Annotated in this window: 19 protein-coding genes and 1 pseudogene; 10 read left to right on the top strand and 10 right to left on the bottom strand. The window is 65.2% G+C overall.

Annotated elements, in window-relative coordinates; genetic code table 11:
* The first annotated feature begins 9 nt into the window (after window positions 1-9).
* The 4 genes from hpnA to QCE49_RS25715 all read left to right on the top strand — a co-directional run bounded on the left by hpnA (window position 10) and on the right by QCE49_RS25715 (window position 5,795).
* Complete coding sequence (gene hpnA, locus QCE49_RS25730; protein ID WP_250457965.1) at window positions 10-1,017, top strand: hopanoid-associated sugar epimerase; 1,008 nt, start codon at window positions 10-12, stop codon at window positions 1,015-1,017.
* Between the two features lie 247 nt (window positions 1,018-1,264).
* On the top strand, window positions 1,265-3,511 hold the full coding sequence (locus QCE49_RS25725) for an NADP-dependent isocitrate dehydrogenase (RefSeq protein WP_008354288.1): 2,247 nt from the start codon (window positions 1,265-1,267) through the stop codon (window positions 3,509-3,511).
* A 149-nt stretch (window positions 3,512-3,660) separates the two neighbouring features.
* Window positions 3,661-5,172, top strand: a complete 1,512-nt coding sequence (locus tag QCE49_RS25720; RefSeq protein ID WP_250457963.1) for a tetratricopeptide repeat protein — start codon at window positions 3,661-3,663, stop codon at window positions 5,170-5,172.
* A 104-nt stretch (window positions 5,173-5,276) separates the two neighbouring features.
* The gene (locus QCE49_RS25715) at window positions 5,277-5,795 is read left to right on the top strand and encodes a hypothetical protein (RefSeq protein ID WP_250457961.1); all 519 of its coding nucleotides are present in this window, start codon (window positions 5,277-5,279) and stop codon (window positions 5,793-5,795) included.
* 10 nt (window positions 5,796-5,805) lie between these two features.
* Here the strand turns inward: QCE49_RS25715 and QCE49_RS25710 are convergent, their stop codons facing one another.
* Window positions 5,806-7,008: a glycosyltransferase gene (locus tag QCE49_RS25710; RefSeq protein WP_008354285.1), complete on the bottom strand. Its 1,203-nt coding sequence runs from the start codon at window positions 7,006-7,008 to the stop codon at window positions 5,806-5,808.
* 431 nt (window positions 7,009-7,439) lie between these two features.
* On the opposite strand from QCE49_RS25710, the gene ispH reads away from it, so the two are divergent.
* Window positions 7,440-8,402, top strand: a complete 963-nt coding sequence (gene ispH, locus QCE49_RS25705; protein WP_008354283.1) for a 4-hydroxy-3-methylbut-2-enyl diphosphate reductase — start codon at window positions 7,440-7,442, stop codon at window positions 8,400-8,402.
* A 13-nt stretch (window positions 8,403-8,415) separates the two neighbouring features.
* On the top strand, window positions 8,416-9,570 hold the full coding sequence (gene hpnH, locus QCE49_RS25700) for an adenosyl-hopene transferase HpnH (protein ID WP_008354282.1): 1,155 nt from the start codon (window positions 8,416-8,418) through the stop codon (window positions 9,568-9,570).
* A 66-nt stretch (window positions 9,571-9,636) separates the two neighbouring features.
* Here hpnH and QCE49_RS25695 read toward each other — a convergent pair.
* From QCE49_RS25695 to QCE49_RS25685, 3 genes and pseudogenes are all read right to left on the bottom strand, one after another.
* Window positions 9,637-9,744: pseudogene (locus tag QCE49_RS25695) on the bottom strand (PIN domain nuclease); the annotation flags it as partial.
* Window positions 9,745-9,823: 79 nt separating this feature from the next.
* On the bottom strand, window positions 9,824-10,018 hold the full coding sequence (locus QCE49_RS25690) for a YbdD/YjiX family protein (protein ID WP_008354281.1): 195 nt from the start codon (window positions 10,016-10,018) through the stop codon (window positions 9,824-9,826).
* An 11-nt stretch (window positions 10,019-10,029) separates the two neighbouring features.
* The gene (locus QCE49_RS25685) at window positions 10,030-12,114 is read right to left on the bottom strand and encodes a carbon starvation CstA family protein (RefSeq protein ID WP_008354280.1); all 2,085 of its coding nucleotides are present in this window, start codon (window positions 12,112-12,114) and stop codon (window positions 10,030-10,032) included.
* 195 nt (window positions 12,115-12,309) lie between these two features.
* Here QCE49_RS25685 and QCE49_RS25680 point away from each other — a divergent pair, with 195 nt between their 5' ends.
* Window positions 12,310-13,737 (top strand): cache domain-containing protein, encoded by a 1,428-nt coding sequence (locus QCE49_RS25680; RefSeq protein ID WP_008354279.1) that lies wholly within the window; start codon window positions 12,310-12,312, stop codon window positions 13,735-13,737.
* The gene (locus QCE49_RS25675) at window positions 13,727-14,365 is read left to right on the top strand and encodes a response regulator transcription factor (protein WP_008354278.1); all 639 of its coding nucleotides are present in this window, start codon (window positions 13,727-13,729) and stop codon (window positions 14,363-14,365) included. The genes QCE49_RS25680 and QCE49_RS25675 overlap by 11 nt, the downstream gene beginning before the upstream one ends.
* Before the next feature lie 27 nt (window positions 14,366-14,392).
* On the opposite strand, the gene QCE49_RS25670 is transcribed toward QCE49_RS25675, so the two are convergent.
* Window positions 14,393-15,010 carry a phospholipid-binding protein MlaC gene (locus tag QCE49_RS25670; RefSeq protein WP_175982336.1) on the bottom strand — a complete coding sequence of 206 codons (618 nt, stop codon included), beginning with the start codon at window positions 15,008-15,010 and terminating at the stop codon, window positions 14,393-14,395.
* A 213-nt stretch (window positions 15,011-15,223) separates the two neighbouring features.
* Here QCE49_RS25670 and QCE49_RS25665 point away from each other — a divergent pair, with 213 nt between their 5' ends.
* Together QCE49_RS25665 and QCE49_RS25660 are read left to right on the top strand one after the other, a co-directional pair.
* Complete coding sequence (locus QCE49_RS25665) at window positions 15,224-17,884, top strand: MMPL family transporter (protein ID WP_250457959.1); 2,661 nt, start codon at window positions 15,224-15,226, stop codon at window positions 17,882-17,884.
* The gene (locus QCE49_RS25660; protein WP_175982338.1) at window positions 17,881-18,855 is read left to right on the top strand and encodes a VacJ family lipoprotein; all 975 of its coding nucleotides are present in this window, start codon (window positions 17,881-17,883) and stop codon (window positions 18,853-18,855) included. The genes QCE49_RS25665 and QCE49_RS25660 overlap by 4 nt, the downstream gene beginning before the upstream one ends.
* Before the next feature lie 44 nt (window positions 18,856-18,899).
* Here the strand turns inward: QCE49_RS25660 and QCE49_RS25655 are convergent, their stop codons facing one another.
* From QCE49_RS25655 to hpnD, 5 genes are all read right to left on the bottom strand, one after another.
* Window positions 18,900-19,373 (bottom strand): acyl-CoA thioesterase, encoded by a 474-nt coding sequence (locus tag QCE49_RS25655; protein WP_250457958.1) that lies wholly within the window; start codon window positions 19,371-19,373, stop codon window positions 18,900-18,902.
* A gap of 128 nt (window positions 19,374-19,501) precedes the next feature.
* Entirely contained in the window at window positions 19,502-20,158 is a 657-nt protein-coding gene (locus QCE49_RS25650) for a phosphorylase (RefSeq protein WP_051079095.1), read from the bottom strand.
* Between the two features lie 26 nt (window positions 20,159-20,184).
* Window positions 20,185-22,164 carry a squalene--hopene cyclase gene (shc, locus tag QCE49_RS25645; protein WP_250457956.1) on the bottom strand — a complete coding sequence of 660 codons (1,980 nt, stop codon included), beginning with the start codon at window positions 22,162-22,164 and terminating at the stop codon, window positions 20,185-20,187.
* Entirely contained in the window at window positions 22,164-23,438 is a 1,275-nt protein-coding gene (hpnE, locus tag QCE49_RS25640; RefSeq protein ID WP_250457949.1) for a hydroxysqualene dehydroxylase HpnE, read from the bottom strand. The genes shc and hpnE overlap by 1 nt, the downstream gene beginning before the upstream one ends.
* Complete coding sequence (gene hpnD, locus QCE49_RS25635; RefSeq protein WP_250436266.1) at window positions 23,438-24,286, bottom strand: presqualene diphosphate synthase HpnD; 849 nt, start codon at window positions 24,284-24,286, stop codon at window positions 23,438-23,440. Before hpnD ends, hpnE begins: the two co-directional genes overlap by 1 nt.
* Between the last annotated feature and the right edge of the window lie 67 nt (window positions 24,287-24,353).

Below are 24,353 nucleotides of genomic sequence, written 5' to 3'. Positions count from 1 at the left end.
GAGGTAAGAATGACTGATTTTTCCGGCTCTCGCGTGCTCGTCACGGGTGCTTCGGGGTTCGTCGGTTCCGCGGTCGCGCGGCTCGCCATCGAACGCGGTTTCGACGTGCGCGTGCTCGTGCGCAAGACCAGCCCGCGCAAGAACGTCGAATCGCTGGACGCGGAGATCGTCGTCGGCGACATGCGCGACGAAGCGTCCATGCGCGCCGCGCTCAAGGGCTGCCGCTTCCTGTTTCACGTCGCCGCCGATTACCGCATCTGGGCGCCGGATCCGGCCGAAATCGAACGCGCGAATCTCGAAGGCACCGAAGCGACGATGCGCGCGGCGCTGTCCGAAGGTGTCGAGCGCATCGTTTATACCAGCAGCGTCGCGACGCTCAAGGTGACGAGCTCGGGCGCGATCGTCGACGAGACGAAGCCGTCGGATGCGCAGAGCACCATCGGCGCATACAAGCGCAGCAAGGTGCTCGCGGAGCGCGCGGTCGAGCGCATGGTCGCGCAGAACGCGCTGCCGGCGGTGATCGTGAATCCGTCGACGCCGATCGGCCCGCGCGACGTGCGCCCGACACCGACCGGGCGCATCATCGTCGAAGCGGCGACCGGCAAGATCCCCGCGTTCGTCGATACGGGCCTCAATCTCGTGCACGTCGACGATGTCGCGAACGGGCACTTTCTCGCGCTCGAACGCGGCAAGATCGGCGAGCGATATATCCTGGGCGGCGAGAATCTGCCCTTGCAGCAGATGTTGGCGGACATCGCCGGATTCGTCGGGCGCAAGCCGCCGACCATCAAGCTGCCGCGCGGGCCGCTTTATCCGCTCGCGATCGGCGCGGAGCTGTTCGCGAAAGTGAGCGGAAAGGAGCCGTTCGTGACCGTCGACGCGCTGCGCATGTCGAAGAACAAGATGTACTTCACGTCGGCGAAGGCGGAGCGCGAGCTGGGCTACGCCGCGCGGCCGTACGCGCAAGGTCTGAAGGACGCGCTGGACTGGTTCCGGGAGAACGGGTATCTCGCTTGATGAAGCGCCAAATCATTCCGTGAAACGTTCCGGCCATCGCGACGCGGCCGGAAGACAGCAACTCTTGTATAAGACTCGAAAAAAATTAAGTCATTGAATTCGCAAGAAAAACGCCCGTTTTGGCCAATTTCGCAAGCCGAAATTCACACGCGCGCCCTGCAAAATCAGGCAGAATAGCGGTTTGTTGCCGGAGGGGTGACGAGGCCGGCGGTTTTTTCCAACCTGTTTTCGGATGTCGAGACAAGCGATGAGTAATCAGCAACCCACCATCATCTACACCCTGACCGACGAAGCTCCGCTGCTCGCGACCAGCGCCTTTCTGCCGATCATCCGTGCCTTCACCGCGCCGGCGGGCGTCAACGTCGAGACGAGCGACATCTCCGTCGCGGCCCGCATCCTCGGCGAATTCCCCGAATTCCTGACCGACGAGCAAAAGGTCCCCGACAACCTCGCGAAGCTCGGCGAACTCACGCAGGACGCCGACACCAACATCATCAAGCTGCCGAACATCAGCGCGTCGCTGCATCAGCTGACGAGCGCGATCAAGGAACTGCAAAGCAAGGGCTACAAGCTGCCCGACTATCCCGAAGAGCCGAAGAACGACGAAGAAAAGGCCATCCGCGCGCGCTATGGCAAGTGCCTCGGCTCGGCCGTGAACCCGGTGTTGCGCGAAGGCAACTCGGACCGCCGCGCGCCGCTCGCCGTGAAGAACTACGCGAAGAAGCATCCGCACAGCATGGGCGAGTGGAGCATGGCGTCGCGCACGCACGTCGCGCACATGAAACACGGCGACTTCTATCACGGCGAAAAGTCGATCACGAACGATAAAGCCCGCGAAGTGCGCATGGAACTCGTGACGAAGCGCGGCGAAACCATCGTGCTGAAGCCGAAGGTCAAGCTGCAGGAAGGCGAGATCGTCGACAGCATGTTCATGAGCAAGAAGGCGCTCGTCGAGTTCTACGAAGACCAGATGCAGGATGCGTTCGACACGGGCGTCATGCTGTCGCTGCACGTCAAGGCGACCATGATGAAGGTCTCGCACCCGATCGTCTTCGGCCACGCCGTGAAGGTGTTCTACAAGGACGCGTTCGCCAAGCACGGCAAGCTCTTCGAAGAACTCGGCATCAACGTGAACAACGGTCTCGTCGATCTGTACACGAAGATCGAAGCACTGCCGGAATCGCAACGCGATGAAGTCATCCGCGACATGCACGCGTGCCACGAGAAGCGCCCGGCGCTCGCCATGGTCGATTCGGCCAAGGGCATCTCGAACCTGCACGCGCCGAACGACGTGATCGTCGACGCATCCATGCCCGCGATGATCCGCGCGGGCGGCAAGATGTGGGGCGCCGACGGCCGTCCGCAAGACACGAAGTGCCTGATTCCGGAAAGCACGTTCGCGCGCATCTATCAGGAAATCATCAACTTCTGCAAGACCAACGGCGCGTTCGATCCGAAGACGATGGGCACGGTGCCGAACGTCGGCCTGATGGCGCAAAAGGCGGAAGAGTACGGCTCGCACGACAAGACGTTCGAGATCGCGGAAGACGGCACGGCGCGCATCGTCGACAACGCGACGGGCGAAGTCCTCGAAGGGCTGACGCAGGAAGTCGAGAAGGGCGACATCTGGCGCATGTGCCTCGTGAAGGACGCGCCGATCCGCGACTGGGTGAAGCTCGCCGTCACGCGCGTGAAGAACTCGGGCACGCCGGCCGTGTTCTGGCTCGACCCGTATCGTCCGCACGAAGCCGAACTCATCAAGAAGGTCGAGACGTACCTGAAGGATTACGACACGACCGGCCTCGACATCCAGATCATGTCGCAAGTGCGCGCGATGCGTTACACGCTCGAACGCGTGATCCGCGGCATGGACACGATCTCGGTCACGGGCAACATCCTGCGCGACTACCTCACCGACCTGTTCCCGATCATGGAACTCGGCACGAGCGCGAAGATGCTTTCCATCGTTCCGCTGATGGCGGGCGGCGGCCTGTACGAAACGGGCGCGGGCGGCTCGGCGCCGAAGCATGTTCAGCAGCTCGTGCAGGAAAACCATCTGCGCTGGGACTCGCTCGGCGAATTCCTCGCGCTGGCGGTGTCGCTGGAAGAGCTCGGCATCAAGAACGACAACGCGCGTGCGAAGCTCGTCGCGAAGGCGCTCGATTCGGCCACCGGCAAGCTGCTCGACAACAACAAGAGCCCGTCGCCGAAGACCGGCCAGCTCGACAATCGCGGCAGCCAGTTCTATCTCGCGATGTACTGGGCGCAGGAACTCGCGTCGCAGTCGGAAGACAAGGCGCTCGCCGAGCAGTTCGCGCCGCTCGCAAAGACGCTGGCCGAGAACGAGCAGAAGATCGTCGATGAACTCGCCGCCGTGCAGGGCAATGCGGTGGATATCGGCGGCTACTACAAGCCGGACGAGAAGAAGCTCGAAGCCGTGATGCGTCCGAGCAAGACGTTCAATGCCGCGCTCGAACAGGTGCGCGCGAAGTAAGTTGGGCTGGAGCGCGTTCTTTCGCGCTTCGGTGATGAAACCGGCATCGCCTTCGGGCATGCCGGTTTTTTTTGCGCGCGCCGCATCCAACGATCTTTACAGACGCCGGTTCGCCTCTGCATACACTGTCCGCCCCGACAGGAAACCTCATGCAGAACGATCTCATCCAGCGCGCCAGTCGAGCTTATGCGGAGCACGCGTTTGGCATCGCCGTCGAATTGGCCGATGAAGCCATCGCCGAGAATCCGCGCAACGCCGATGCGCTTCATCTGCGCGGCCTGATCGCGCTGGCGCTGCGCAAGCCGGAAGACGCGCGAACGTGGCTCACACGCGCCATCGAACTTTCCGCGCATCCGGGCTTTTGCAACTCGCTTTGCGTGACGCAGCTGCACCTGCGCGACTTCCCGGCCGCGGCGCAAAGCGCGCGCCTCGGACTGCGCATCGCCGATGAGCGCTTTCCGGATTACGGCGACATCGCCCTGCTTTGGTTCAACCTCGGACTTGCGCTGCAACTCGACGAGCAGATGGAAGCGGCGGCGCAGAGTTATCGGCGAGCGCTCGGGCATCGGCCGGATCACGCGGCATCGCATAACAATCTGGGCGCGGTACTCAACCGTCTGGGCGATCTCGACTCGGCAATCGAGCATACGAAAGCCGCCATCGCGCTCGATCCGGACAACCTCGAAGCGCACAGCAATCTCGGCCATGCGCTGCTCGCGGCGGGACGCTACGACGAAGCGTGGCCGCATTTCGAGCACCGTTGGGCAAGCTTTCAGACGGACGGTCAGACGCTCGGCGCACGCGCGCCCGAGTTGCCGATTCCGCTCTGGCGCGGCGGCCCGCTTCCCGCCGGCGCGAGCCTGCTCGTGCTGCACGAACAAGGCTTCGGCGATGCGCTGCAATTCTGCCGCTACCTGCCGATGGCGCTGGAACGCTTCGCGCGCGTCGGCTATGTCTGTCCGGCGCCGCTGCGGCGGCTCTTCGAAGAATCGCTGTGCGCGCGCTGGCCGAACATCGTTCTCGTCGACGGAGACGCCGTCGATCTGTCCATGTGGACGCACCATTGCCCGCTGATGTCCTTGCCGATGTGTTTCGGCACGCGCATCGGCAATATTCCCGCGCCGACGCCCTATCTGCGCGCCGATCCCCAACGCGCGCGTTTCTGGGCGGAACGAATCGGCGAGCGCTCGATGCCGGCGGTCGGTCTCGTCTGGGCGGGCGGCCACACGCATTCGCGCGGCGACAAACGGCGCAGCATCGCACCGGAAACGCTCGCGCCGCTGCTCTCGTATCGCGGCGTGCGATGGATCAGCCTGCAAAAGGCCGAGCACGCCGACAAGCAACTGCCGCCCGCGTTCGCCGGCCAGATCGCCGACTGGATGGACGGCGTCGGCGACTTCGCGGACACGGCCGCGCTCATCGACGGACTCGATCTCGTGATCGCGGTCGATACGTCGGTCGCGCATCTCGCCGCCGCAATGGGCAAGCGCGTCTGGCTGCTGAATCGCTTCGCGGGCTGCTGGCGGTGGCTGCGCGATCGCGACGACACGCCGTGGTATCCGGACATGCGCCTCTTCACGCAGACGAAGCGCGGCGACTGGACCGACGTGCTGACGCGCGTGCGCACCGAACTCGAAAACCTCGGCGAGCGCGTCGTCTGACACACGGTTGCGTGCATTTCGTTACAAGGTGTGGCGGTATCGGAGAAGTCCAGCGGGTAGAATCGGGGCCTCACTGCTAGCACGCACGTTACAGACACACTCGCATGAATCTACAAGACCAGCTCGGCGCGCTGGAGTCGAGCCTCGATACGCTCCTTCAGACCGCTGCCGCATCTGCGCGCTCATCCGCCGGCTCGCCTGCCGCTCCGCCCGCCGTATCGGACGAACCGCCCGCTTTGCGCGATGTGCGCGAACCGGTCGATGCCGACGCGCCCGCCGAACCGCCCGCGCTGAACGAGCCCCCGACGCTCGTCGTGTCGCGCCCGGAGCGCGATGCGGTCGAAATGACGATCGCGGGCAAGACGGCGAAGCTGAGCCCGGAAGGTGTGTCGGAACTGATCGAGGAATTGTCGAACGTGCGCGCGTCGATGTCGCCGGATCAGCCTGCGGGCATTGCACCGGGATGGCGCTTCGCCGCCACGAAGAATCCCGTCATGGCGACGCAGAAATACGCGAACGGCGACCGCCTGCTGGTCTTGCGCCACGCCGGGCACGGCTGGGTGCCGTTCACGTTCTCGCCGAACATGGTCATCGAGCTGTATGCCATGTTGACGAAGAAGTGAGAAGCCGCGTTTACGAACCTTCCTGCGTCGGCGCCTGCACGCGCGCCTTCCATTGCCCGCCCTTCCCGCTCCAGTACCGCACGGCCGAGCCGATCGTCGCGCTGACGTAGAACAACGCGACGAGCGGCAGGAGCGGCGCCCACAACAGCGATCTGCGGTAATAGCGCAGCATCGGACCATAGGCGATGCACATCAGCGCCCACGCGGCGCATGCGGGCCACGCGCTCGCGCCGTATGCCAGCGCGAGCACCGGCGGCGCGAGATAGATCACCGCCATGCCGAGCACGGTGCCGGCAAGCAGCAGAGGCGAATAGCGCAATTGCGTGAACGCCGTGCGCGCGATCATGTTCCAGATGTCCCGCCAGCTATCGTACGGACGCAGCGACACGCTGTGCTCGGCGAGATCGAGGCGGATCGGGCGCGCGTCGTTGCGGCCCGCGCGATGCTTGATGCGCGCGGCGAGACTGCAATCGTCGATCAGTTCCTGCCGGATCGATTCGATCCCGCCCGCCTCCACGAGCGCCGAACGGCGCACCAGCATGCAGCCGCCTGCCGCGCCGGCGGTCGCCTTCTTCGCGTCGTTGACCCATTCGAACGGATAAAGCTTCGCGAAGAAGAAGACGAACGCCGGAATCAGCGCCTTTTCCCAAAGGGAATCGCAGCGCAGACGGACCATCAGCGAGACCAGATCGCGGTCTTCGAGAATCGTGCGCGCGACGAGTTGCGTGGCGGCATCGGCCGGATGGTGGATGTCCGCGTCCGTGAGCAGCAGGAATTCCGCGGGCAGGCCGAGCTTGTCGATCGCGCCGATGCCCTGCGACTGCGCCCACACCTTGCCCGACCAGCCCGGCGGCAGCGGCTGCGCGGTCAGGATCGTCAGACGGTCTTCGAGGCCGAGATCGCGGGCGGCGGCGAGCGCGACGTTCGCGGTGCCGTCGGTGCTGTGGTCATCGACGACGATCACATGGAACGCGCCCGCATAGTCCTGCTTGAGCAGCGAGCCGACCGCGCGGCCGATGACGTCGGCTTCGTTGCGCGCAGGCACGACGGCGACGAGCGCGGGCCATGCGCCGCGGCGCGCGATCTCGGCGTTGCCGACGGCGTGGATCGTCGTATCGGATAGCGCCGGCGCGGGTTGCGCGCGCCAGAATCCGCCGCGGGCGAACAGCAGCACGATCCAGATCAAGAAAGACAGCCAGGCGATTAATAGCATGAGTAAACGATTAGCTTGAAAACAGTGGCGCAGCCGATGCGCGCGATGGACCCGGCGTTGCGCGAAAAATACACCAGGGAAACAGCGCGGCGAGCCGGTCCGCGAGGCCGCGCGGCAAGGGCGCGTGGCGCGGATCTCGCCGCCATGCGGTCCGAAGCGTCCGACAGTTTACTGGGTTCTCAAAATCGCCGTATTTGCGTGTGCCGAAGCGCGTCGCGAAGTGAAGCGGGCATTGAGCACCCAAAAAGGGAACGCGTTAGAATACGCGGTCAACTTCGGCGCGCAGACCGACCCCACCGTGTCTTTTTTTCCGGTCTGCTTTCCCCGGCCTTCCTGACGCTTCCGAGCGTCGTTCGTGGCCAGGTCTTCGGGAAAGTGCGAGCTTCGCGCCGGCTAACCCGAGACCCGCGCCAGTCGGAGTTCGTTCGAATATGCGTATCATCCTTGCTCAACCCCGCGGCTTTTGTGCGGGCGTGGTCCGTGCGATCGAAATCGTCGATCGGGCCCTCGAACGGCATGGCGCACCGGTTTATGTGCGTCACGAGATCGTTCATAACCGTCATGTGGTCGACAACCTGCGCAGCAAGGGCGCAAAGTTCGTCGAAGAACTCGATGAAGTGCCGCACGGCGCGGTCGCGATTTTCAGCGCGCACGGCGTCGCGCAGAGCGTCGAGAAAGATGCGCGGACGCGCGGGCTCGACGTGCTCGACGCGACCTGCCCGCTCGTCACCAAGGTTCATGTGCAGGGCCGCCAGTATGTATCGCAGGGGCGCACGCTCATTCTGATCGGCCATGCGGGTCATCCGGAAGTCGAAGGCACGATCGGGCAGATTCCCGGCGTCGTCGTGCTGGTGCAGAGCGAAGCCGAAGTCGCGACAATGACGCTCGCGCCCGATACGCCCGTCGCCTATGTCACGCAGACGACGCTTTCCGTGGACGACACGCGCGGCATCATCGATGCCTTGCAGCGCCGCTTCACGGATATCGTCGGCCCGGACACGCGCGACATCTGCTACGCGACTCAGAATCGCCAGGCCGCCGTGCGCGAGCTGAGCACGCAAGTCGATGTGCTGCTCGTGGTCGGCGCCACCAACAGTTCCAATTCGAACCGCCTGCGGGAAATCGGCGCCGAGAGCGGCGTTCCGAGCTATCTCGTCGCGGACGGTTCGGAGATCAAGCCGGAATGGTTTGCCGACGTGCAAACGGTCGGCATCACCGCGGGCGCTTCGGCGCCCGAGGAAATGGTCAAACATGTGATCGATGCCCTGCGCGCGTTCGGACACGTCGAAGTCACGACGATGAACGGCCGCGAGGAAAAGGTCGAATTCAAACTCCCCGCGAAGCTCACTCAGCCGGTCGCCGCCGTTGCGGCAGCCGCGGTTCGCGAAGAATAAGGAGAGGACACAATTGTCTATCCCGATGCTCCAGAAGGCCCGCGTTGGCGCCTATATCTTCAAGCAACACCTGACGGGCACCAAGCGTTACCCGCTCGCGCTGATGCTGGAACCGCTGTTCCGCTGCAATCTCGCCTGTAACGGCTGCGGCAAGATCGACTATCCGGATCCGATCCTGAACCAGCGTCTGTCGCTGCAGGAATGCCTCGAAGCCGTCGACGAATGCGGCGCGCCGGTCGTGTCGATCGCGGGCGGCGAGCCGCTGCTGCACAAGGAAATGCCGCAGATCGTGAAGGGCATCATGGCGCGCAAGAAGTTCGTGTATCTCTGCACGAACGCGCTCCTGATGGAAAAGAAGATGGACGATTACGAGCCGAGCCCGTACTTCGTCTGGTCCGTGCATCTCGACGGCGATCGCGAGGCGCACGATCACTCGGTTTCGCAGCCGGGCACGTACGACAAGGCTGTCGCGGCCATCAAGGAAGCGAAGCGCCGCGGGTTCCGCGTGAACATCAACTGCACGCTGTTCAACGATGCGGAGCCGGAACGCGTCGCGAAGTTCTTCGACACGCTCGGTCCGATCGGCGTGGACGGCATCACGGTTTCGCCGGGCTATGCCTACGAGCGCGCGCCGGATCAGCAGCACTTCCTGAATCGCGAAAAGACGAAGAACCTGTTCCGCGAAATCTTCAAGCGCGGCAACAACGGCAAGAACTGGTCGTTCAGCCAGTCGACGCTGTTCCTCGATTTCCTCGCGGGCAACCAGACGTATCAATGCACGCCGTGGGGCAACCCGGCGCGCACGGTGTTCGGCTGGCAGAAGCCGTGCTATCTGGTCGGCGAAGGTTACGTGAAGACCTTCAAGGAACTGATGGAAACCACCGACTGGGACAAGTACGGCACGGGCAAGTACGAGAAGTGCGCGGACTGCATGGTCCACTGCGGCTTCGAGGCGACCGCCGTGATGGACACGGTGGCGCATCCGCTGAAGGCCGCGAAGATCGCGCTGTCGGGCCCGCGCACGACGGGCGCGTTCGCGAAGGATCTGCCGATCGACAAGCAGCGTCCGGCCGAGTACGTGTTCTCGAAGCACGTCGAGATCAAGCTGGAAGAGATCGGCCGCGCGCAGAAGAACAAGGGCGCGAAGACGGCGGCGGCGGTGAATTGAGCTTCGGTTGAACGGAGCGTGGAAAGGGCGAATGGCTTGGGTCATTCGCCCTTTTTGTTTTCTCTGCTACCGAATCGTCGTGACGTGTTCGTAGCTTAGAATCTGCCGGTCCTTGGTCACCAGCGGAGCGGATAGCGAACGCGCCGTCGCGACTATCATGCGGTCGGCTGGATCGCACCTCGCGCAGCGCCCAAAAAAAACGCGACGGCTCTCACCGTCGCGTTATCTTCAATCACCACCCAGCAGCATCAACTCAGCAGCACTTCCCCGCTCCCGACCCGTACCTCGCCTCCTGCCGCTCGCGGAAGAACTCCGCGTAGCTCATCACCGGCTTGTCGGGATGCGTCGTCTGCATGTGCGTGACATATGCGTCGTAATCGGGCATCCCGACCATCAGACGCATCGTCTGGCCGAGATACCGTCCTGCCTGCCGAAGATCGCTGAACATCGCTCGACTCCTTAGTGGCCCGCGCGCACCGCGGTGGAAGCGCCGGAAGGCATCGCTTCGAACGGCGTTTCGCGCACGGTCGGCTTCGCTTCGCGACGCGCCCGCAGCACGGCCAGCACGCCATATACCGCGATGCTCAACACCACGAAGATGAACAGGCCGGCAAGCGCCGCATCGACGTAATCGTTGAAGATGATGCGCTGCATTTCCGCGAGCGACTTCGCCGGCGCCATCACCTTGCCCGCGTCGTAGGCGTCCTTCAGCTTGCCGGCGTGCGCGAGGAAGCCGACCTTCGGATTCGCATCGAAAATCTTCTGCCAGCCGGCCGTCAACGTGCAGATGAGCAGCCACGCAGTCGGCACGAGCGTGACCCACGCATAGCGTTCGCGCTTCATCTTGAACAGCACCACGGTGCCGAGCATCAGCGCGATGCCCGCGAGCATCTGATTCGAGATGCCGAAGAGCGGCCACAGCGTGTTGATGCCGCCGAACGGATCGACCACGCCCTGATACAGGAAGTAGCCCCACGCGGCGACGCACAGGCCCGTCGCGACGAGGTTGGCCGGCAGCGATTCCGTGCGGCGCAGCGCCGGGTGGAACGTGCCGAGCAAGTCTTGCAGCATGAAGCGGCCGGCGCGCGTGCCCGCATCGACGGCGGTGAGGATGAACAGCGCCTCGAACAGAATGGCGAAGTGATACCAGAACGCCATCATCGCCGGGCCGCCGATCACCTGATGAAGAATGTGCGCCATGCCGACCGCGAGCGTCGGCGCGCCGCCGGCACGCGCGACGATGGTCGTCTCGCCGACCGCCTTCGCCGTCGACGTCAGCATGTCGGGCGTCAGCACGAAGCCCCAGCCCGAGACGGTCTGCGCGACCGCTTCGGGCGTCGAGCCGAGCAGCGCGGCCGGGCTGTTCATCGCGAAGTAGACGCCCGGTTCGATCACGCACGCGGCGACGAGCGCCATGATCGCGACGAACGATTCCATCAGCATCGCGCCGTAGCCGATGAAGCGCATGTTGACTTCGTTGTCGATCATCTTGGGCGTCGTGCCCGACGAGATCAGCGCGTGGAAGCCCGACACCGCGCCACATGCGATCGTGATGAAGAGGAACGGGAACAGATTGCCCGACCACACGGGACCCGTGCCATCGACGAACTTCGTGAAGGCCGGCATCTTCAGTTCGGGCGCGACGATGAGAATCCCGATCGCGAGGCCGAGGATCGTGCCGATCTTGAGGAACGTCGACAGATAATCGCGCGGCGCGAGCAGCAGCCATACCGGCAGCACCGACGCCACGAAACCGTAGCCGATCAGAATCCACACGAGCTGCACGCCGGTGAACGTGAAGTACGGCGCGAGCGTCGCGGATTCGGCGACTTGTCCGCCGTACACGATCGCGAGCATCAGACCGACGAAGCCGATGATCGACACCTCGCCGATGCGTCCCGGGCGAATGTAGCGCGTATAGACACCCATGAAGAGCGCGATCGGAATCGTCGCGGCAACCGTGAACGTGCCCCACGGCGAATTCGTCAGCGCCTTCACGACGATCAGCGCGAGCACCGCGAGAATGATCACCATGATGAGGAACGCGCCGAACAGCGCGATCACGCCGGGCACGGTGCCGAGTTCCATCTTGATGAGATCGCCGAGCGAGCGGCCATCGCGGCGCGTCGAGATGAACAGGACCACGAAGTCCTGCACCGCGCCCGCGAACACCACGCCCGCGAGAATCCACAGCATGCCGGGCGTGTAGCCCATCTGCGCCGCCAGCACCGGGCCGACGAGCGGACCCGCGCCCGCGATCGCCGCGAAGTGATGGCCGAACAGCACGTACTTGTTGGTCGGCACGTAGTCGAGACCGTCGTTGTGACGAACGGCCGGCGTCATGCGCAGGCCGTCGAGCTGCAGCACTTTCGTCGCGATGAAGCGTGAGTAGAAGCGGTAAGCGATGAGATAGACGCAGACCGCCGCGATGACGATCCATAGTGCGCTGATCCGCTCGCCGTGCGCGAGCGCGATGGTGCCGAATGCGAACGCGCCCAGTAGCGCGAGCGCGATCCAGACCAGGAATCCGGAAGCCCGATTCATGGCGTCTCCTTAGTTATTGACCCTTCCGGGCCGATGATTGCGCCGTGATAGCGCATTGGGCGGTAGTATTCGCTTTCGCCCGGGCGCTTACAAGCGCATAACTACTTATGCGCGCTACGTGGCTTCACGTAGCGGAAAACCCTGTGTTTCCAGCAAGCGGCGCGCCGCGGCTTCGAATGTGAACACCCTGTATCGATGAATCTCAAGGCAAAGATCTTCCTGCTCGCGATCGTGCCGTTCGCGCTTGCGATCGGCGGCATCACCTACGGCGTGCGCCAGCAGGCGCAAGCGCTCGCAGCAGCGCAGCACGACACGACGCAGGCCGCGTACCTGTCGAGCAAGGAGATCGAACTGCGCCATTACGTCGAGATTGCGACGAGCGCGATCGCGCCTTATTACGACGCACCCGCCGACGATCCGCGCAGCAACGACGAACGCCGCCGCCTCGCGCTCGATGCGCTTCAACGTCTCGACTTCGGGCAGGACGGCTACTTTTTCGTCTACACGATGCGCGGCACGTCGCTGATGCATCCGCGCCAGCCGGATCTCGTCGGACGCGATCTCTGGCTCATGCGCGATCCGAACGGCGCGCTGACCATCCAGGAGCTGATTCAACAGGCGTCGAAAGGCGGCGGCTATGTGCGCTACGTGTGGCGGCGTCCGTCGACCGGACTGATCGCGCCGAAGCTCGGCTATGTCGTGCCGCTCGAACGCTGGGGCTGGATGATGGGCACGGGCATCTATCTGGAAGATGTCGAGACGACGCTCGCGCGCATCGATTCGCAGGCAGCCGGGAATATCCGCCGCACGCTCATGTGGATCGGCGCGATCGCGCTTTTCGGGCTCGCGATCATCGCGGTGTGCGGCGCGGTGCTCAACATCAGCGAGCACCGCAGCGCGGACGCGAAGTTGAAGCGCCTCGCGCGGCAAGTCGTCGATTCGCAGGAACAGGAACGCGCGCGGCTATCGCGCGAATTGCACGACGGCATCAGCCAGATGCTCGTCTCCGTGAAGCTGCTGCTCGAATCGGCGCTGGCGCGTTTCGAACGGAGCGCGGCGCGCGAACCGACCGCCGAAGCCGCGCTCGCGACGAGCCTCGGACGCCTTTCCGGCACGCTGCGCGAAGTGCGCCGCATCTCGCACGCGCTACGTCCCGCGATGCTCGACGATCTCGGCCTCGCCGCCGCGCTCGAACAGCTCGCGCGCGAATTCGACGGACAGGACGGCCCCGAAGTGCGCTTCGAAGCGACCGCCGAGGGCAAGCCTTGTGCACCGCAACGCGCGACGCTGCCCGATCCCGTCAATACCGTGCTCTTCCGCATCGCGCAGGAAGCGCTGACCAACGTCGCGCGGCACGCGCAGGCTTCGCGCGCGGCGGTCACGCTCGATATCGCGACGCACGCCGTCACGCTCGACATCACCGACAACGGCCGCGGCTTCGACGCGCACGACGCGTTTTCCGATCCGGCGAGCGGCATCGGCCTGCGCAACATGCGCGAGCGGCTCGACACGCTCGGCGGCACGCTCGCGATCGACTCGCAGCCGGGCCGCACGTCGATCGTGGCGCGCGTACCGCTGCCGCTCGCCGCACCGAATCTTCAAGGACATACCGATGAGCGCTGAAATCGCCCGCATCATTCTGGTCGACGACCATCCGCTCGTGCGCGACGGCTTGCGCGCGCGGCTCGACTCCGTGCCGCATCTGCGCGTGATCGGCGAGGCCGGCAACGCGAAGGAAGCGCTCGCGCTCGCCGCCGACGAAGCGAATCCGCCCGATCTCGCGCTAATGGACGTCGGCATGGCCGGCATGAGCGGAATCGAACTCGCGGCGCTGTTCCACGAGCGGCATCCGGGTATCCGCGTGCTGATGCTGTCGATGCACGACAACGTGGAATACGTGAAGCAGGCGGTGCGCGCGGGCGCGAGCGGCTACGTGCTGAAGGATTCGCCCGCCGCCGAGATCATTCAGGCGATCGGCGCGGTGCTCGCCGGCAAGACGTTTTTCAGTGCCGGGCTGGCCGCGCGCATGATCCAGGCACAGTCGATGCAGACGCCGCTCGAACGCCTGACGCCGCGCGAACTCGACATTCTGGATGCGCTCGCCGAAGGCTTATCGAGCAAGCAGATTGCGCAGCAGCATGGGCTGTCGGTGCGGACGGTGGAAACGCATCGACAGAACATGAAGCGCAAACTGGATATCGACGGACAGGCCGAACTCATCAAATTCGCGGTGGAGCACCGCCGCACCTGAAGCCCGGCCCGGCCCGACAGAGAGCGATCAGCCCGCGGAACGGGCGTTATGCTCGGAAAGGAACTTGATGAGACCGTCGACGCCGCCCTTTTGCAGCTGACCGACGAATTGTTGCTGATAGACCTGGATGAGCCATGCGCCCATCATGTCGATGTCATAGATTTTCCAGCCCTGCGGTGTCTTCTGCAGGCGATAGCGCACCGGATTGTCGCCGCCCGTGGAAATGACATGTGATTCGACGACGGTGTCCTTCGCGTTGGCGTCGACGTTGGGCGCGTCGAACTTGAAGGTCACGTCCTGATCGCGGAGCTGCGCGAGCGATGCCGCGTAGGTGCGGACCAGCAGCGTCTGGAACTGGTCGTAAAGCTGCTTCTGCTGCTCGGGCGTGGCGGTCGCCCACGCCTTGCCGACCGCGATGCGCGTCGTGCGCTGGAAGTCGGTGGCGGGCAGGAAACGCGTCTCGACGAGTTGCGTGATCTTCGCCATGTCGCCGCCGCGCGCCTGCGGGTCGGCCTTCATGGCCTTGACCGTGCCTTCGACGGCATTCTTGACGACGGCATCGGGACTCGTTTGTGCGAATGCCTCGCCTGTGAAAGACATCGAGGCAAGGAGGAAAGCGAAGCAAATAGACAGATAGCGTTTCATGGCACCCGTTCTCTAATCAGGTTTGGTGGCGCGGGTAGTGCGGCCTTCGGACGTTGCAGGAGCGGCCAGGCGGCTGCGAGTCAGTATATCGACACCTTGCCAGCGTAACAGTTCAAGGACGGACCGTTCAGTGCGCCCGGTATACTTGCGCGGCATCATGCGATTCACGCGCTCGCGCGCGCAAAAATAACAGGCACTCCAGGTAACGTCTTCATGCTGACGTCCAACATTACTCGCTTCGTCACCCTCGCCATTCGCCGGCCGGCGTGGATTATCGCCGTTTCGCTGCTGCTCGGCGTGCTGTCCACGATTTATGTCGTCCATCACTTCAAGATCAGCACCGACGTCAGCCAGCTGATCGAGACGGAGCCGGAGTGGGCCGCGCGCAGCAAGGCCATCGAGGAAGCGTTTCCGCAGCGCGGCGCGGCATTGCTGATCGTCGTTCAGGCGCCCGCGCAGGAATTCGCCGATGCCGCCGCAAGCGCGCTCGCCGCCGCGCTCGCGAAAGAGCCGGAGCGCTTCAGGTCGGTGTCGCAACCGGCGGGCGGCGAGTTCTTCGAGCACAACGGACTGCTTTATCTCCCGACGGAGGAGGTCGAGCAGGTCACGAAACAGCTCGTGCAGGCGCGTCCGCTCATCAATACGCTCGCGCACGACCCGACGCTCACCGGCCTCGCGCAGACGCTCAACACCACGCTCAACCTGCCGCTGACGCTCGGACAGGTCAATCTCGGCCAGATGGCCGGCTTGCTCGGCAAGAGCGCGACCGTGCTCGATCGCGTGCTGGCGAATCAGCCGGCGGCGTTCTCATGGCGCGGCCTCGCGGATTCATCGCCGAACGATGCGCCCGGGCGCGCGTTTGTCACCGTGTTGCCGGAGTTGAACTTCAACGCGCTGAAGGCGGCGGCGGGCACCTCGGAAGAGATTCGCGCGAAGGCGGCGGAACTCGGCATCGACAAGAAGTACGGCGCGACGCTGCATCTGACGGGCGCGCAGCCGCTCGCCGACGAAGAGTTCGCGTCCGTGCAGGACGGCGCCGTGCTCAACGGCGTGCTGACCTTCCTCGTCGTGCTGATGATCCTCTGGGTCGCGCTGCGTTCCAAGCGCATGATCCTCGCGGTGTTCATCACGCTTTTCGTCGGGCTCGCGATCACGGCGGCGCTCGGACTCATGATGGTCCACGCGCTCAACATGATCTCGGTCGCGTTCATGGTGCTCTTCGTCGGACTCGGCGTGGACTTCGGCATCCAGTTCGGCGTGAAGTATCGCGAAGAGCGCTACAAGCACAAGCGGCTCGATGTGTCGCTGGCGGAAACCGCGCGCCATGTCGCGGTGCCGCTCACGCTCGCCGCCGCCGCGACCGCCGCGAGCTTCTTCTCGTTTCTGCCGACCGCGTATCGCGGCGTGTCGGAGCTGGGGCTGATCGCGGGCGTCGGCATGTTCGTCGCGTATGCCACCAACATGACGCTGCTGCCCGCGCTCATCAAGGTGTTCGCGCCGCCGGGCGAAGCGCAATCGCCGGGCTTTCCGATTCTTGCGCCCGTCGACGAGTTCCTCGACAGGCATCGCAAGCCGGTGCTGATTGGCACGCTCGTCATCGTGATCGGCGCGCTGCCGCTGCTCTTCAATCTGCGATTCGACTTCAATCCGCTGCATCTGAAGGATCCGCACACCGAGTCGATGGCGACGCTCATCTCGCTGCAGGACTCGCCGGAAGGCGCGGTGAACGACGTCGCCGTGCTCGCGCCCTCGCTCGCCGATGCGGATGCCATCGCCGCGAAGCTGAAGAAGCTGCCGGAAGTCGGCAGCGCCACGACGCTCTCGTCGCTCATTCCCGGCGATCAGCCGAAGAAGCTCGAACTGATCAAGGCCGCCGCCGATCAGCTTTTGCCCGCGCTCGATCAGCAGACGGCCTCGCCCGTGACGGACGCCGTGCGCGTGGCGGCGTTGAAGCGCGTATCGAGCCAGCTCTCGCTCGCCGCCGACGAGCATCCCGGTCCGGGCGATAAGGAAGCGAAGCATCTGTCCGAAACGCTCGCGAAGCTGGCGCAAGCCGACGCCGCGACGCGCGATCGCGCCGAGCATGCGATGGCCGAGCCGCTGCGTATCGCGCTCGCGCAATTGCGCGCGCTGCTCACGCCGGCGGAGATCACGCGCGAAACGCTGCCGCCGCACATGGTCGCGTCGTTCGTGACGCCGAACGGCCAGGCGCTCGTCGATGTCGCGCCGAAGATTCCGCCTGGCGTCGATCCCAACGACGACGCGCTGCTCGCGCACTTCGCCGATGCCGTGCAGAAAGCCGAGCCGAACGCGATCGGCGGGCCGATCTCCGTGCGTCATTCGGCGGAAACGATCATCAAAGCGTTCGAGCAGGCGGCGCTCTATTCGCTGATCGCGATCGCGGTGCTGCTGTGGATCGCGCTGCGCCGTTTTGGCGACGTTCTGAGAACTTTGGTACCGTTGCTCGTTTCCGCGATCGTCACGCTGGAATTGTGCGTCGTCTTCAGGATGCCGCTCAACTTCGCGAACATCATCGCGTTGCCGCTGATGCTGGGCGTCGGCGTCGCCTTCAAGATCTATTTCGTGATGGCGTGGCGTTCCGGCCAGACCCGGCTGCTTCAGTCCAGTCTCACGCATGCCGTTATGTTCAGTGCGGCCACGACCGCGACCGCATTCGGCAGCCTGTGGTTTTCCCATCATCCGGGCACGTCCAGCATGGGACGGCTGCTGGCGCTGTCGCTCTTTTGCACGCTGATCGGCGCGGTGGTCTTTCAGCCGGTATTGATGGGCAAGCCGCGCAAGGTGCGCGCGGCGGCGCGCGCGAAGCTCAGGGCGGCGCAACGACATGACAACCTAAGAGGAATTGAAGAATGAAGTCGGGATCGACGGCTTTGACCGCTCGTGCTGTGCGTAAATTGGGCTTGAGTCTCGCGATTGTGGGCGCGCTCGCGACGACGGGATGCGCGACCGGCCCGGATCGCAATCCGAAGGATCCGCTCGAACCGATGAACCGCAAGATCTTCACGTTCAACGACACGCTCGATACCTATGTCGCCAAGCCGGTCGCGCAGTTCTACGTCGATTACACGCCGAGCCCGTTCCGCACGGCCGTCAGCAACTTCTTCTCGAATCTCGGCGATTTCTCCAACTTCGCGAACAACCTGCTGCAGTTGAAGATCACCGATGCGACGCAAGATCTGATGCGTATCGCGATGAACTCGGTATTCGGCATCGGCGGTCTGATCGATATCGCATCGCCGGCGGGTCTGCCGAAGCATCATCAGGATTTCGGGCTGACGCTCGGGCACTACGGCATGCCATCGGGACCGTATTTGGTGCTGCCGCTGCTCGGCCCGAGCTCGTTCCGCGACTCGACGACGTGGCTCGTCGACTGGCGCGTGAATCCGTTGAGCTATTCCGATGCGGAGATTCGCTGGCCGCTCTTCGGCCTGAACTTCGTGAGCGCGCGGGCCGACCTGATCGGCGCGACCGATCTGCTTTCCGCTGCCGCCCTCGACAAATACGCGTTCGTGCGCGACGCGTATACGCAGCGGCGTCAGTATTTGCTGACGGGCGGCGGCGCGAGCTCGCTGCCCGACTACGGCGACGAAGGCGCATCGGCGCCCGAAGGCGCGAGCGCGCCGGGCGAAACCGGCGGCGGCAGCACGGAGCAAGGCTTGCCGACGTATGTGGATCCGGGCGCGGCGGCATCGCCGGCCGGTGGCGTCGGCGGGAAATCGCCTGCGCCGGAAGAGAATGCGCCGAAGACTCAGCCGTCGCCGAGTTCGAGCAAGGCGCAGGGATTGCCGCAGTACGACGATCCCGCAGCGCAGCCTGCGAAGTGACGAGCTCGTAAAACGAAACGGGCGCTTCGGCGCCCGTTTTCTCTTTAGTGTGCGGCTTCTTCCGTGACTTCTTCGAGCAAGTCGTCGCCCGACACTTTCGGCGCTTCGACGACGCCCTGATCGCGGCGATAGGCTTCGAACAATTCATCCGCGTAGCGAATTTGCGTCCGGCCGTGCGGCGCGGGCTCGCCCTGTTCGTTCAGATTGACGAACACCATCTTCTCGACGGTCAGAATGCTTTTTCGCGTGATCTTGTTGCGCACTTCGGCGCGCAGTGTGATCGACGTGCGGCCGAATTGCGTCGCGGTGATGCCGAGTTCGATGATGTCGCCCTGCCGCGCCGAGCTCACGAAGTTGATTTCCGACATGAACTTGGTCACGACGCGCTGATTGCCCAGCTGCGAGATGGCGTAGATCGCGGCTTCTTCGTCGATCCAGCGCAACAGGCTGCCGCCGAAGAGCGTGCCGTTCGGGTTCAGGTCTTCGGGCTTGACCCATTTACGGGTGTGGAAATTCATTTGCGGTACCTCGCTTTCATTGCTGCGCGCGTCGCGGAGTTCCTGTAGACGCGCGCTCGATCAGGGTTTTCCCTGATTATACCGAGATGAGGGTTAACCCGCAGAAAGCAAGGGATGAGACCGAAGCGTTATGCCACCGCCAACGCCCGCGCCGATTCCATCGCGTGCCGCGCCTGCACGAGCGTCGCGCGGGCGGCGCGGGCATCGGATGCAAGGCGCAGAAGCGCGCCCAACTGCGCCGGATCGCGGACCAATTCGCGCAAAATCGGACCGATCGCCGTCGTGCCGTCATCGCGCAAACCGGCCGTCGCGGCGGTCGGCAACGTTCGCCACGCGGGATCGACCACGGCGCGGCACACTGCGAACGGCAAGCCGCGCGCCGTCGCGATGGCCCCGGCGATATGCGATTCCATATCGACGGCCAGCGCGCCCGTCGACGAATGCAGCGAGCGCTTTTCCGCCTCGGTCTTGACGGGCGCCGTGACGCCAGCCGTCTTGCCGCGCCGCGTGACGCGCTCGACGGGCGTGCCCGCGAACGCATCGACGATGCGCGCCGACCACGCCGCATCGGTATGCAGCTCGCCGAAAGGACCGCACACGCTGTCGGCGACGATCAGCGCGCCCGGCTTCAGATCCGGTGCGAGCCCGCCCGCCGTGCCGAAGCTGACGATTCCCGAACAGCCGCGCGTGAGCGCATCGGACAGCGCGCGCTCGAGCAGATCGGCGCGCGCCGCGAATACGACATCGACGCCGCGTCCGCGCACGATCTTCGCCTCGAACGCCATGCCGGTCACGGCGACGACGGGCGCGTTCACATCGCCGCCGTCACGCGCGTGAGCCCGTCGCGCGTCAGATTGCGATAGCGCGCGAGCGCCCACAGCGGGAAGAACTTGCGATAGCCGTGGTATCGCAGATAGAACACGCGCGGAAAACCGGTCGCGGTGAAGCGCGTTTCATCCCACAGGCCGTGCTTTTGCTGCGTCTTCAGCAGATAGCCGACGCCGCGCGCGACCGCCGGATGCTCGACGAGACCGGCCGCCATCAGCCCGAGCAGCGCCCACGCCGTCTGCGACGCGGTGCTCGGCGCCTGCTCATAACCGCGATAGTCGAGCTTGTAGCTGTCGCCGTCCTCGCCCCAGCCGCCGTCGTCGTTCTGGATGCCGATGAGCCAGTCCGCCGCGCGCTTCATGCGCGTGTCCGTCGGCGCGACGCCCGCCGCGTTCAGCGCGGACATCGCCGACCAGGTGCCGTAGATGAAATTCATGCCCCAGCGCCCGTACCAGCTTCCGTCGCGCTCCTGATCTCGCACGATGTACTCGAACGCGCGACGCGCCGGCTCGCTGTTCAACGACGTCTCGCCGAGTTGCGCGAGCATCGACAGGCAGCGCGCGGAAACGTCGACGGTCGGCGGATCGAGCAGCGCGCCGTGATCCGAGAACGGGATGTTGTTCAGGTAAAACTGCGTGTTTTCGGGCTCGAACGCGCCCCAGCCGCCGTCGCTGCTCTGCATGCCGACGGCCCATTCGCGCGCGCGCGCAATCGACTCGCCGTACAGCGCCGTGCCGTTTTCGCGATCGGCGCGTTCCATCGCCATCGCGACGACGGCGGTGTCGTCGACATCCGGATAGTGCGGGTTCGCGAACTGGAACGCCCAGCCGCCGGGCCGCACGTCCGGGCGGCGCGAAACCCAGTCGCCGCGCACGTCGAGAATCTGCAGCGGCACCAGCCAGTCGAGGCCGCGCCGGACCGCCGCGCGCGCCTTCGGCACGCCGGTTTCGAGCAGCGCGTGCGCCGCGAGCGACGTGTCCCACACCGGCGACAGACACGGCTGGCAATACGCTTCGCCGTCGTCGGCCGGGTCGATGACGAGCAGCTTGTCGAGCGACTTGCGCGCGATCGCGCGGTTCGGATGCTCGGGCGGATAGCCGAGCACGTCGTACATCATCACCGAGTTGGCCATCGCCGGGAAAATCGCGCCGAGGCCGTCCTCGCCGTTCAGCCGCTCGTCGACGAAACGCACGGCTTCATCGATCGCGCGTTCGCGGCCGGCTTTCGGCAGAAGCGGATCGGCGACGCGCAGAATCGAATCGACCACGCGGAAAAAGGCGAACCAGCCGCGGCTCTGGTGCCCGGCGCGCGACGGCATCCCGGTATTGACCGGCGGGTTCGTGAACACTTCGTCGATACGCACGCCGCGCGGATTGCGGGCGCGCGGGCGCTTGGCGTTGAGCACGAGCATCGGCACGATCACCGTGCGCGCCCAGTACGACACCTTCGACAGATGGAACGGGAACCACATCGGCAGACGCATGATCTCGACGGGCATCATCGGCACCGCGCGCCACGACACGACGCCGAACAGCGCGAGCAGGATACGCGTGAACACGTTCACTTTCTCCGCGCCGCCCGCGGCGAGGATTGCTGCGCGGGCGCGCTCCATGTGCGGTGCGTCGGGCGAATCGCCGATCATCTTCAGCGCGAAATACGCCTTCACGGTCGCGGAGACATCCATCGCGCCGTCGGTGAAAAGCGGCCAGCCGCCGTCCTCGCGCTGAATGCGGCGCAGATAGCGGCCGATCTTCGCTTCGAGCTTTTCGTCGGCGGTCTCGCCGAGATAGTGGACGAGCAGCACGTATTCGGCGGGAATCGTTGCGTCCGCTTCGAGTTCGTAGAGCCAGTAGCCTTCCGGATGTTGCGCCGCGAGCAGCGCATCGGTGGCGTGGTTGACGGCGGCGTCGAGCGGCGCGCCCGAAACCTGCGCGCCCACGGCCGAAAGGGATAAATCGTTCATCAGCGTTCCATCGATTGATTCAACAGCGCATCCGCGGCCTTCTGGCCGGAGCGGATCGCGCCTTCGATCGTCGCGGGCAGGCCGGTCGCCGTCCAGTCGCCCGCGAGCGTGAAATTGCGCCAGCGGGTGCGCGTGGCGGCCCGCAAGCCTTCCTGCGCCGGCACGGCGGCAAACGTCGCATGTTCATCGACGACGACTTGCCAGGGCGGCGTCGGCACGGCGGGCATCCGCACGGCCTTCGCCGCTTCGCGCCAGACCGCCTGCGCGAGCTCTTCGTGCGGCGTCGCGAGCCATTGGCCGGCGCTCGACAGCGTGACCGAGAGCCGTCCGTCGGCCGCGAAAAGCCGGTCCGACATGCCGTTGACGAGACACGTCAGCGGCTCGAAGCCCACGGGTGCATCGACGGCAAAATGCACGGTGACGATCGCACGCGATGCGTCCGGCGCGCTCAACCCCGGCACGAGGCGCCGGGCCCCATCGGGCGGCACGGCGAGCACCACGCCGTCGCCGGGCGCGAGCGTCAGCGGGTCCGCGCCGTCGAAAGCGAGCGAGCTTACACGCTCCGTCGAATCCGTGCCGGATACCCCGACGGCCGCGACGCGCGAGCCGAGCCGGATCTCCGCGCCGCCGTACTGCAAGAGCCGCAGCGCGGGCTCGACGAACGCGTGCGACAACCCGCTTCTCGCGATGAGCGGACGGCACGCCTGGCCGCCTTGCGCGACGGTTTCGCGCAGCAGGCCGGCCGCGAGTTCCGCGCTCGCCTCGGACGGATCGGCGTTGAGCATCGCGCGCAAGAGCGGGCGCGCGAGCAGGGTCCATACGCGATCCTTGCGCCGCACGCATTCTTCGACCGTGCGGCCCGGTTTCGCCCACAGGAGCGGCAGAAACGGCAGGTAGTCGGCCGGCTGCGTGCCGGGCACGCGCGCGTCGGCATCGAAGATCCAGCGCGGCAGGCGTCCGGACGACATGCGGATCGTCCACGCGTCGCCGCTCGCGACATCGAAAAAAGGATAGTCGGGCTGCGTCGGGCCGATCAGCGTATCGGTTGCGCCGATCGCGCGCAGGTACGCCATCGTCGATTGGTAGCCCGAAAGCAGCAGATGATTGCCGTTGTCGAGCGTGACGCCGAGCTTCGTATCGAAGAAAGAGCGGCAGCGTCCGCCCGCGTGAGGCGCGGCGTCGAGCAGCACGACGCGCGCGCCGCGCCGTTGCGCCTCGACCGCGGCGGCAAGACCGGCGATGCCCGCTCCGACGACGAAAACCCGCCGGGACATCAGATCAGATTGCGCGCCACGATCCACAGCAGGCGCGAGCGCGGCGTCCGCACGCGCGTGCGCGGCAGGTCGAAACCGCGTTTGAGATTGGCGTCGAGCACGGTGCGATACGCCGCCGACATGATGCGCGGCGCGCGCACCTGCGATCGCGGCGAAGCCGCCATGATCGCGTCGGACTGCGCGTAGTGGCCCTTCGCGCGCTCGGCCAGCACGGCGCACACGCGCGGCAGGCGTGCGTCGCCGACGATGCTCGCCGGATCGCTCGTCGAAATGCCTTCGCGCGCGAGCAACTCGCGCGGCAGATACACGCGGCCGATTTCGGCGTCTTCGTCGATGTCGCGCAGGATGTTGGTGAGTTGCAGCGCGCGCCCGAGATGATGCGCGAGCCGCCGGCCGGCGTCCTCGTGCATCCCGAAGATCCTCACCGACAGCCGGCCGACGGCGCTCGCCACGCGGTCGCAATAGAGGTCGAGCGTGGCTTCGTCGGGTGCGACGATATCGCCGGCGGCGTCCATCGCCATGCCGTCGATCACGGCGTGGAAGTCGTCGCGGGAAAGCCGGAAAGCCTGGATGTGCTGCGTGAGCGCTTCGAGCGATTTCTTCGGCGCGCCGGCGTAGCACGCATCGATGTCCTCGCGCCACTGGTCGAGCGCGAGCGCGCGCTCGCGGCGCGGCAGCGTGCCTTCGTCGGCGATGTCGTCGACCGCGCGGCAGAACGCGTAAATCTGGTACATCGCGTCGCGCTGCGCAGCCGGAAGGATACGCATCGCGAGATAAAACGAGCTTCCCGACGACGTTTTCGCGGCGTCGGGGGCAGGATCATCAGCGATGATGTTGGAAACGGCCAAGACGAACTCCGCTGTGGCGCCCCCACGGGCAAATTAAGAGATCGGGCGCCGGACCCGACGCGGCCCG

This window comes from Caballeronia sp. LZ008 (assembly GCF_031451435.1).
Classification (GTDB): Bacteria; Pseudomonadota; Gammaproteobacteria; order Burkholderiales; family Burkholderiaceae; genus Caballeronia; species Caballeronia zhejiangensis.
The sequence above is the reverse complement of the archived record's forward strand: the minus strand, read 5'-3'. Positions and strand labels throughout refer to the sequence as shown.